A 10737-nucleotide genomic window follows, 5' to 3' on the forward strand; every position below is an offset into this window, starting at 1 on the left:
AAATGATTTAGGACTGCTATAGATGCTAAAAATTGCAATAGATGGCACATCACTGACCAGTCAGCCTAGTGGCATTGGTCTATACGCTAAAAACTTGATTTATGCTTTGTATAATTTACAAGATCAAGATAATTTTCTTATGAGTGTCGTCTATCAGCCAAGATTAAAAGAATGGTTGAGATTTAAAGCTAAGGCACCAAAATTTTTAAATTTAGATACCAAAATATATAAGCTTCCCATTCCTGTTACTATTTCCAGTTTCCTTTCTAGATTTCCTAATCCGATTATTCCTTACTTTGAAAGGGCCTTTGGTTTCCCTGATATTTTGCATGGATTAGATCATGTAGTTTACCCCTGTTCTAAAAGTTTAAAAGTAATGACTATTCATGACTTAGCTTTTATCAAATACCCAGATTTTGTGAGTTCAATTACTAAAAACTATTCTGAACGTGTTAAGCATTGTATTGGTTGGACGGATTTAATAATCACAGTTTCTGAAAGTTCTAAACGAGATATTATTAAATATTTAGATGTAAAGCCCGAAAAAATATACGTTACGCCGTTAGCTAGTCGTTATCGTAATAACTATGTAAAGGATGAAGTTCTTGATATATTAAAAGAAAATATAGGCTATGACTTCACTAAGCCTTACATACTATTTGTTGGTACATTTGAGCCTAGAAAAAATATTAATAATATTATTTATGCCTTTAACTTGCTTAAAAAAAATCATAAAATTGACCACCAGTTAGTATTAATTGGCAAAAAAGGTTGGAAGTACGAATCAATATTAAAAGATATTCAAAGCTCATCTTATACAAATGAAATATTTCATCTTGACTACTTAGCTGACGAATTAGTAGCGATTTTTTACTCAAGGGCAGATGTTTTTGTATATCCTTCTCATTATGAGGGGTTTGGTTTGCCTATATTAGAAGCGATGACCCTTGGTGCTCCAGTTATAACTTCGGATAATTCTTCAATACCTGAAGTTGCTGGAAATGCGGCTATCCTTATTAATCCGAATGATTTTATGCAAATTGCTGAAGCCATACTAAAGGTAATTAGCGATCGCCAACTAAAGGAAAGTTTAATTAGTAAAGGTAAAGCTCAAGCCAATTTATTCTCTTGGGACAATACCGCAAAAGAAACGTTAAAAGCCTATAAAAGTATTATCTGATTCATGATTAGTAAAGAGAATATTTCTTGCGATAGATTGATAGTTAACTTGTCAAATGTTCTATTTAAATCAACAGGGATAAGTAACTATACCAAAAATGTTTTTCCCTATCTAAAATCTATTTCACCTGTTCTACTAAGTTCTGAAATTCACTCTGGATTTGAATCTTATTTAATCCCTGATAACTTAACCTCTGAAAAAGGGACAAAAGGGCATTTGAATAGGTTGATTTGGACACAATTTCAGTTGCCAATAATTTACAGGAAATTAAAGTCTAAACTTTTATTTTCACCCATTCCCGAAGCTCCGTTATTTTCTAATTGTTCTAGTGTGGTGATGGTGCATGATTTCATTCCCCTACGTTTCCCCAAAAGATTTTCACCTCTCACTCCCTACCATCGATATTATGTTCCTCAAGTCTTAAAACAATCAGAACATATTATTTGTAATTCTCAATCTACTGCTGAGGATATTATTAAATTTTGTCATATTCCATCTAATAAGATTACTCCTATTCTTTTAGCTTATGATTCAAATCACTTTCGCTCTGTAATTGCTGATGGATTTAATACTCGATTTCCATACTTTTTATATATTGGTAGACATGATCCTTATAAAAACCTGAGCCGTCTCATTTCTGCATTTGCTAATGTGCCATCTAATCTTGAATGTCAACTTTGGTTGGCTGGCCCTTCGGATAATCGCTATACTCCCAGATTAAAAAAACAAATCCAAGCATTAGGTATTACCAATCAGGTGAAATTTCTCGACTATGTGCCTTACGATGATTTGCCTAAAATTATTAGTGGTGCGATCGCTTTAGTATTTCCATCACTGTGGGAGGGATTTGGGTTACCCGTTATTGAAGCAATGGCTTGTGGGACACCAGTGATTACTTCTAATCTGTCATCTTTGCCCGAAGTTGCAGGAGATGCAGGGATTTTGATCGATCCTTATAACGTGGCGGAAATTACCGATGCGATGCAGGCGATCGCTAATGATACGGGACTGCGATCGCATCTTTCACAACTGGGATTACAAAGGGCTACTCAATTTAGTTGGGAAAAGACGGGAAAAGCAACCGTAGAAGTACTAAAAAGGTTTTTGTAAGTAGCTAGGTATAAGTAAACTTAAAACCTAGAAGAGCATACCGCCCGCATAGCGGGCGGTATGCTCTCTGGTTTTGGTTTTTAATTATGCCTAGCTACTTAATGCGCGAATCTCGATCTAATCTCGATCTACCTTGACAAAGTTGTAGGGAGCCGTGAAATCGTTGTAGCGAATTCTGAGGCGGTTTTCAAATTGTCGATCGAGGGCTTCAACGGCAGCGGCAAATTCGGGCTCTTTGTCCCAATCGATGAGGAAAGAGCCGTTATAAATCATGCTTTCTGTGAGTAGTTCGCCTTCAGCATATTCATGGGATAGGGGTTTAAGGGTATTTAAGAAGGCTGTGATAATTACTTGTTGGCGTTCTTCGATCGCGGATTCTAGTTCTTGACCGATCGCGATCGCCTCATCCATGCTCAAGACCTTACCCACTAAAGCTTCGCGCCTTTGGCGCAAGCCCGCATTTTCGGCAACAGCAAGGTTTAATTCTTCGGTTTGATTCCAAAATAATTTGACGCTTACCTCCCGCTTGCCAATTAGGTTGTGAATTAGCTCCTTGAGCTTGGTTTCGTAAGGGATGAGCAGGTCGCGTTGAACATCTTCCCAGTTTTCTACCACTAGCCCAAACTGTAAGGGGAGGGGAACGGCTTGATGTGGATCGATCACTTTCATCAGCGATTCTAAAACGGTTTCATGGGTGATGAGGTTGGCGCGACTGGCTAGATAGCGTTCTTGTTGGGCTTCACTGTAGGCGATTGCAAAGGGGGGGAGGGCATGAAACTGGACGGATTGAGCATTCATACCTTGGAGATCGAGATTTTGAATGAGATCCAGATTTTCAGCTTGCAAAATTGCGTACAGATATAAACTCATGGGATTAACAGATTAGTTAAGGATATCTATTCTAAGCTTGGCGGTGCTTTGCCCTCAAGGTAACTATGGCTGGGATGCTAGTGGTGAATTATCGCTAAACCTTAGTGATGATCGCGCGATCAAAGACTTTGCCATCGGTAGCGATCGCTTTGGTGATGATTTTATCTTGATAGACATCAAAGGTCATGAAGCTATGCTGGGAACTCACAAAGGCGGTTTGAGGTAATCCTGTAAATTTATATAAAGGTGCGCCGCCGCCACCATTGACAATGTAGGTCGTGCCATCGATCGGGTTGAACCGCTCATACCCGTGATCATGTCCGCAGAGATATATAGGCACTTTGTGTTTGGCGAATAGAGGTGCGAGTTTGGCGGCTAGTTTGGGGTCGCTGCCATGTCTGCCCGATGAATAAAGGGGGTGATGCCCATAGACAATTTTCCAAGGTGCTTTACTCTTGGTTAATTGGAGATCGAGCCAAGCAAGCTGCGTTTCCCAATCGGCATTGCTATTGGTATCGATCGCAAAAAATTCTACGGTTCCCTCCGCAACTTCACCTTTGGTGAAAGTGTAGTAGCGATCGCTCATGTTAAAAGGCTTGTAATTAATCTGATCGAGTCCGTTATTAGTCTTGGCAATATCGTGATTGCCCAGCACGGCATAAAATTTTACGTTTTCTTTGAGCAATGGGGCATAGGGGTCTTCAAAATAAGCCTTGGCTAATTTGATTTCCCCATAGGAGTAGATATTGTCACCTGCCATTAACACAAAGGCATAGGGCTTTTGTTGATAGGTTTCCCACATGGACTTAGCAACAGCCATCTGATCGGCGCTACCAAAGCCATTGTCGGCGATCGCGGCAAAGCGCAGTAATGGCTCCTCGGTGGTTTCTAGGGTCATTTCTGCGCCTGAATTTACTTCTGCATTTACTTTTGCATCAGCGATACTTGCCGCTTTCGCCACAGGCGCTTTGGTTGCGGCTGGTTCGTAGGAGGTTTGGTTTTGCGTTTTTGATTTGGCGATCGCATCGTAAATTAGAGAACCAATAATGGGGATTCCTAATAAAGCCCCACCAAAAGTAAATAAAAGTTGACGGCGTTTCATAAATTTCTTTCCATAAACCCTAATTTAATTCTAATTATTTCCGATCCGATGATGTTGGAGGGGGCAATGTTGGAGGGGGCAATCTCTATAAGTTATAGCAACGATAGTGATTTGTGGGTAAGATCTGTATATTCGTCCCATTTGCTATGCTGCTATGACTGCCAATCCAATTCCTGCTTCTTCAAAAGTCCTACCACTATTGGGGCGATCGCAATCCGAACTCACGGAATGGGTAGTTTCGCAGGGGCAACCCAGTTATCGCGGTAAGCAGCTTCATGCGTGGCTGTATGAAAAAGGGGCGCGGAGTCTTGACGATATTACGGTTTTTCCGAAGGCATGGCGCGAAGAATTTGCGCAAAACCCAACCGTGGAAATTGGGCGATCGCAGATTTATCTTCACAAACAAACTCGCGACGGGACGGAGAAATTTCTCTTAAAACTAGCCGATGGCGAAATTGTCGAAACCGTTGGTATCCCTACCAGTAAGCGCTTGACGGTCTGCGTCTCCACTCAAGTGGGCTGTCCGATGGCTTGTGACTTTTGTGCCACGGGTAAAGGTGGATTTCGGCGCAACTTAGCCAAGCATGAAATCATCGACCAAGTACTGACCGTACAGGAAGTAATGCAGCAGCGCGTCAGCCATATCGTGTTCATGGGCATGGGTGAACCCCTGCTCAATTATGAAAATTTAGTTGGAGCGATCGGGGTCATCAACAAAGATATTGGCATCGGTCAGCGGAATATCACCGTTTCTACGGTCGGCATTCCCAATCAAATTCCTCGATTTGCGGAAGAACATTTGCAAGTCACTCTGGCGGTCAGCCTCCATGCCCCCACGCAGGAAGTTCGCGCCCAAGTAATTCCCTCCGCCGATCGCTATCCCCTGATCGCCCTCATGGATGATTGTCGCGAATATGTAGAGATCACTGGGCGCAGAATTAGCTTTGAATATACGCTACTGGCAGGGGTGAATGACTCTGCAGAGCAAGCGCAGGAACTCGCCTATTTGATTCGTGGTTTCCAAAGTCACGTCAATCTGATCCCCTATAATCCCGTATCCGATGCCGATTACAAACGCCCCAGCGAGAGGGCAATTCAAACCTTTGTCCAGATCTTAGAAGACCATAAAATTGCTGTAAGCGTGCGTCGGACAAGAGGTCTAGAGGCTGACGCAGCTTGTGGACAGTTGCGCGGTCAACATGAAAAGGCTTTAGCGAAATAGATCTTTAATTGAATTTAACAGTAGGTAGATGCTCGCCAATATACCCAATGAGTATCTTCCTTGGCTGTTCAGGATAAAAATAGATACGCCAAGCTAAAGGAGTAAGTCGAACATGCCAACTAAAAATGCGGTTTTCTCCGTCGGGACAGGTAAAAGTATGTTCTTGTGAATATTTTTGGAGCGTAGCTTCACTTTCAGGAGTAGTTTTACTTAGCTTTTTTGCATCAAAATTGCCTTCTGTCCAACTTTCTGAATATTTTTGCAACTCAAATAATCTTTTTTTCACTGGAGAAAGCATCAAATTACCAATCGATAAACTTTGTAGCTGATTTTTTACAGAACTACAAAAGTGTAGATTTGGAAATAAATCATCTTTTTGATCCCATAAGGCTTGCCCATCAATGCTGCTATGAATACGATTCTTAAACCAGTCAACGTGATCTTGTAGGTGTTCTTTACGACTTGCATGAACAATTTTTATTTTTTTATCATCTTCATCAATAGAGATAACATCTAAATCTAAGTAACTGCAATCCCAACAGATTTCTGAGAGTAAACTTACTGAAATAATATCTAGTAGGTAAGCAACGCCAAGTCCGATCGCGGGTTTATCCTGATATCGAAATTCACAAGAACCTCTATTATTTTCAAGTAATTGGACTTCATCGGAATCTGGTACACCTTTAGAAAATGGAGCTTTTGTAATAAGGGATCTAATAAATCGCCGTTCTTCCTTATCCACCTCAATGTCATTTAACCATCGACGCAAAGTATAGTCAGATGCTAATAAAGTTAAGTGAAAATCATATTGTGTTATTAGAGTAGCTCGACTTTTAGCCGCAGCATTTATAGATCGCACAGTTTGCATTAGGTTAGACATCCATAGCCGAGCGATGGATATATTTGGCGCAGGAGTTTCTGCAGACAACTCGTTTAAGACTATATTTAGAGCCATGCTTTACCCCTGTGCAGGCTCCAATAGTGCATCTAAGCTTTTGTCCCATTCATCAAAAAAGCCATCTGGCCATTGATCAATACGACCATTTCGATCGATTCGAGGTGATGAGACCTGGGTAGAGGCTTGATCATTTTGTTCAATGCGTTGAAAGAAATGTAAACAAACTTCCTCTGGTTTGATTTTGCCTGCGTGTACTGCAAGCCTAACGCCATTTAGCACATGATCGCTGTGGGTTTCTAGGACAACTTGTATGCCACAATTAGCAGCCAGAGCCAATAAGTTTCCCATCATTGCTTGTCCTTGAGGATGAAGATGCGCCTCTGGATTTTCGAGAAGGACGAGTGTACCTACTGGTGCGGATAATATAGCGATAAGGATTGGTAATGTATAGGTAATTCCAAAGCCGACATTAGTTGCTCGATAGGGGTTGCTCAGTCCATAGGAATATTGCAAACTAACTAAACCCATATCGGGACTCAATTTTCTTTCAATCCTTGTCCCCGGACTAACCTCTCCCATCCAAGCTCTGACCTGTTCGATTAAGCTATAGGATTCAGCTTTTGGGTGACTAAGGGCATTGTTGGGGATATTTTCATCTCTATAAACTGACAAAAAATGTGCTGCATATTCTCCTTTAGTACCAATTTGTCTAAGTTGCCGCACTTGAAATTCTGAAGTTTCAAAAAATGGACGAGGACCAATTCTTTCTGCGGTAAGGTATTGAAAAGAGTTATTAAAGAGGCTCGTATTATAAATTTCAGGGGTAGTAGGTTTTGATTTTACGCTCAGAACATCAGATACTCTGTCGTAATTAAATAGCCATTCACCCTCTTTGCCATCTTGCCAATTAACTTTAAAGCCAATTTGATCTTCTACTGCACCTTCAAATAGTGCATCTTGTGCAGTACCGATAGCAACTAAATCACCATTAAGCGCTAAGCCAGAATCAGGAAGAAGTCCTTGGAAATATGATTGGCGTAATAGTAATAAAGACTGTATAAAAGAAGATTTTCCAGAGCTATTAAGCCCTGTCAAAAGTGTTATATTTCCTAATTTTAAGATCTGCTTTTCAAAACATTTGAAATTAATTAATTCTACAATATCAATCATGTTCAACTCATAGTATATAAAGTCAATTTTGATTCTATTTATTATACAAAACTTTATCAATTAATTCTTTGATTTTGCTGAAACGATATTTAACTCTTCCTATAGATCCCGTACCCCCAGAGATAGAATCAATAAAGCTTCGATCTCCATTCAATTTAATGAATTCATCTATAAGAATATCTTTTTTGTTTTTTAATATTTCAATTTGTTCATAACTTAAAGAACTTAGATTTACAGACCAAGACTCAAAAAGAGCCTTATTAAAAGGCATTTTTCTAGCATTTCTATCTGAACGTTTACGAAATGCTTCGTTATCAAATATATCTATTGCAGCGGACATTGACTTCAGGAAATCACGTTCAAGATTATCAATCTCAATTTGTGACATCTTATTCATTGCCTTCATAGCATTGTTTAGAAAGGTGTCAAGATCGGTAGCTCCATCATGAGTATCATCTATAGCTCCATACTTTAAAAAAGGAGTAATCTTAAATGCTAAAAATCTCAAAACTATCTCACGGGCTGCCATCCTTTCATCTCGAACAGAGTTTGCTGTAGCTTTTTTAAATGCTTCTATTTTTACAAGTTTTTCAAGAAATTTTGTCGATACTCCTTGATTGATTGCATGACGAATTTCTTGGGCTGATAAAGGTAGTCCACCAGTATTAATTCGCTTGAAGATGTTGAATTTTAATTTTTCTGGAGTTCCCTTTTCGATTAAATACATGGTGATTTGTGTTTCACCAATTCTGCGCTGATAATTTCTTGGTATTTCATCATAAGACTTACCATTAAGCTGAGTAAGAAATTCTAAATTAGATAATTTAAATATGTCTTTATCCTTTTGTTCGGATTCATTATTATCATCTCTACCCAAAACAAAATGTTTAATAGTCATTAAACGTTGTTGACCATCTATAACTTTCCATTTATCTTCATCTGTTGCGTCTATATAAAATGCTGGTAATGGTATGCGAATAAGCATTGATTCAATTAAACGACTTTTGGCAGTATGGTTCCAAATATTAGAATCACGTTGAAAGTCAGGAGAAAGCTCAATTTCTTTATATCTAATTCTATTAAGAACTAAATCAATTGTTATTTGCCTAGCATCAATCTTAATTTTAGTAGGATCAAATGGCTCAATAATTTCTTGTTCTATCTCTTTTTCTATTTCAATATCTAAACTTTCATTCTCAAAAATTAGATGTTGTTTGTAACTGTCACTATTTTCCTGCTGTTGATTTTTGATTGTACTCATGGCAATTACTCCTCATTACAAATAGTAACTTACTAGATTTAATAGAATATTATATTGATTCAGAATAGAGATTTGATATGAGTATAAATTAAACTGAACAATAATTTTTAGGTGTGTACAAATATTGCTTAGTATTAACTAGTATTGACAGCATATTCAGTCTTAAACATAATAACCGAAAAATGAAAGGTAAAGTTTTTATAGTTGGGGCAGGAATTGGCGGCTTGGAGTTTCTGACGGTTCGCGCTAGGGATTTGATATGTACTGCTGAAATAATTATTAGTGATGCACTGGTCGATCGCACTTTATTAGATCTGGCTCCAGAGAAATGCGATCGCATTATTGCGGGTAAACGGGGCGGACAGGAGAGCGTCAAACAGACCGAAATCAACCAAATGTTGGTGGAATATTGCTTAAAAGGTAAGCGTGTGGTGAGGCTCAAAAGTGGCGATCCTTGGATATTTGGGCGATCGCTACCTGAGATACTTGCTTTACAAGATGCAAATTGTGAATGGGAAGTCGTGGCAGGGATTTCTAGTGCGATCGCTGCGCCAATGCTAGCGGGGATTCCGCTAACGGAAGTGGAAGCGAGTTCTTGCTTTGCGGTGATGACGGGGCATGATTTGGAGCGGTTGCCTTGGGAGGCGATCGCTCAAATCCCGACGCTGGTAATTTTGATGGGAACCAATAATCTGGCGAGATTATTGGCAAAATTACAGGGAGGCAAATCGGCGGATACCCCAATGGCGATCGTGCGCTGGTGTGGAAGAACCGCACAGCAGGTATGGACGGGGACTCTGGCGGACATTCAATCCAAATTGCCAGATGGCTCCCTATCGCCTGCGGTGATCGTTATTGGTGAAGTCGTAAAGTTTCATGAGCAATTGTCGATGCAGGGCGAGCGATCGTTGGAAAATTTTGAGCAGAGTCCAGAAAAGGAAAATTTTGCGTTGCAAGGGAAAACTATTTTAGTAACGAGGTCTGCGGGGCAGGCTAGTCAGTTTACGGATTTGCTGATCGGTCTTGGTGCAAAGGCGATCGAGATGCCTACTTTAGCGATTTTGCCGCCGACCAGTTGGGAAATGCTCGATCGCGCGATCGCCGATCTCGCCCATTATGATTGGTTGATTTTGACTTCCGCAAATGCGGTGGAGAGCTTTTTTGGGCGTTTGCAAAAATCTGGTAAAGATAGTCGTGCTTTACATTCCCTTAAAGTAGCCGTAGTAGGGCGCAAAACAGCCGAAGTTCTCGCAAATTATGGAATTACGCCCGATTTAGTACCCGTAGATTTTATTGCTGATTCCTTGATCGATGCTTTTCTGACGGGCAATCATGTTTTAACAGGCAAAAGGTTGTTATTTCCGCGTGTTGAATCGGGTGGGCGCGAGATTTTGGTGGAGCAGTTGCAGCAGCATGGGGCAGTGGTCGAGGCGATCGCTGCCTACGAGTCGGGATGTCCTGAAGCGATCGATCCCTTGGCTTTAGAAGCCATTCAAAATCAAGATCTAGATGCGATCGCCTTTGCCAGCTCGAAGACGGTGAGACATTTTTGTTTGCTATTAGATCGGGTTACCAGTCGGGAAACTTGGCAATCTTGGCTAGCCTCGGTAAAAATTGCCTCCATTGGTCCTCAGACTTCTAGCACTTGTTATGAGTTGTTGGGGCGTGTCGATTGTGAAGCTGAGGAATATACCCTAGATGGACTGGCGGAGGCGATCGCGCAAAAACTTAAAACCTAAAAGAGAGAGGCGGCGCTTTGCGCCGCCTCTCTCTTTTAGGTGGTCTTTTCATAGTATGACAAGCAGGATCTATAGCTACCGCCAGTCTTGTTAGGACAGAATTAAAACCCAAGATCGGGTTGCCGCACGGATCGCGACAACACGATCTTGGGTTTTATGTCCTGATACAGTTGGCGGTAGCTATA

Annotated in this window: 9 protein-coding genes; 4 read left to right on the forward strand and 5 right to left on the reverse strand. The window is 40.5% G+C overall.

The features are described from left to right. Positions 1-22: 22 nt before the first annotated feature. Positions 23-1180 (forward strand): glycosyltransferase family 1 protein, encoded by a 1158-nt coding sequence (locus tag AC805_RS04300; protein WP_055074269.1) that lies wholly within the window; start codon positions 23-25, stop codon positions 1178-1180. Positions 1181-1183: 3 nt separating this feature from the next. After that, entirely contained in the window at positions 1184-2290 is a 1107-nt protein-coding gene (locus AC805_RS04305; protein WP_055074270.1) for a glycosyltransferase family 1 protein, read from the forward strand. Positions 2291-2407: 117 nt separating this feature from the next. Here AC805_RS04305 and AC805_RS04310 read toward each other — a convergent pair whose 3' ends face one another. Next, entirely contained in the window at positions 2408-3160 is a 753-nt protein-coding gene (locus AC805_RS04310) for a GvpL/GvpF family gas vesicle protein (protein WP_055074271.1), read from the reverse strand. A 94-nt stretch (positions 3161-3254) separates the two neighbouring features. Continuing rightward, positions 3255-4262: a metallophosphoesterase gene (locus AC805_RS04315; RefSeq protein WP_055074272.1), complete on the reverse strand. Its 1008-nt coding sequence runs from the start codon at positions 4260-4262 to the stop codon at positions 3255-3257. A 154-nt stretch (positions 4263-4416) separates the two neighbouring features. Here AC805_RS04315 and rlmN point away from each other — a divergent pair, with 154 nt between their 5' ends. Continuing rightward, a complete protein-coding gene (gene rlmN / locus AC805_RS04320) occupies positions 4417-5484 on the forward strand; it encodes a 23S rRNA (adenine(2503)-C(2))-methyltransferase RlmN (protein WP_055074273.1) in 1068 nt (355 codons plus the stop codon). Positions 5485-5488: 4 nt separating this feature from the next. On the opposite strand, the gene AC805_RS04325 is transcribed toward rlmN, so the two are convergent. From AC805_RS04325 to AC805_RS04335, 3 genes are read right to left on the reverse strand one after another with little or no spacing between them, the layout of a single operon-like run. Beyond that, positions 5489-6439, reverse strand: coding sequence for a hypothetical protein (locus AC805_RS04325; protein ID WP_055074274.1), 951 nt, complete (start codon positions 6437-6439; stop codon positions 5489-5491). A gap of 3 nt (positions 6440-6442) precedes the next feature. Continuing rightward, complete coding sequence (locus tag AC805_RS04330; RefSeq protein ID WP_055074275.1) at positions 6443-7552, reverse strand: DUF3696 domain-containing protein; 1110 nt, start codon at positions 7550-7552, stop codon at positions 6443-6445. Positions 7553-7586: 34 nt separating this feature from the next. Then, the gene (locus tag AC805_RS04335) at positions 7587-8813 is read right to left on the reverse strand and encodes a DUF262 domain-containing protein (RefSeq protein WP_082429395.1); all 1227 of its coding nucleotides are present in this window, start codon (positions 8811-8813) and stop codon (positions 7587-7589) included. A 182-nt stretch (positions 8814-8995) separates the two neighbouring features. On the opposite strand from AC805_RS04335, the gene cobA reads away from it, so the two are divergent. Beyond that, positions 8996-10552, forward strand: a complete 1557-nt coding sequence (cobA, locus tag AC805_RS04340) for a uroporphyrinogen-III C-methyltransferase (protein WP_055074276.1) — start codon at positions 8996-8998, stop codon at positions 10550-10552. Positions 10553-10737: the final 185 nt, after the last annotated feature.

The organism is Pseudanabaena sp. 'Roaring Creek' (assembly GCF_001402795.1).
Lineage (GTDB): Bacteria > Cyanobacteriota > Cyanobacteriia > Pseudanabaenales > Pseudanabaenaceae > Pseudanabaena.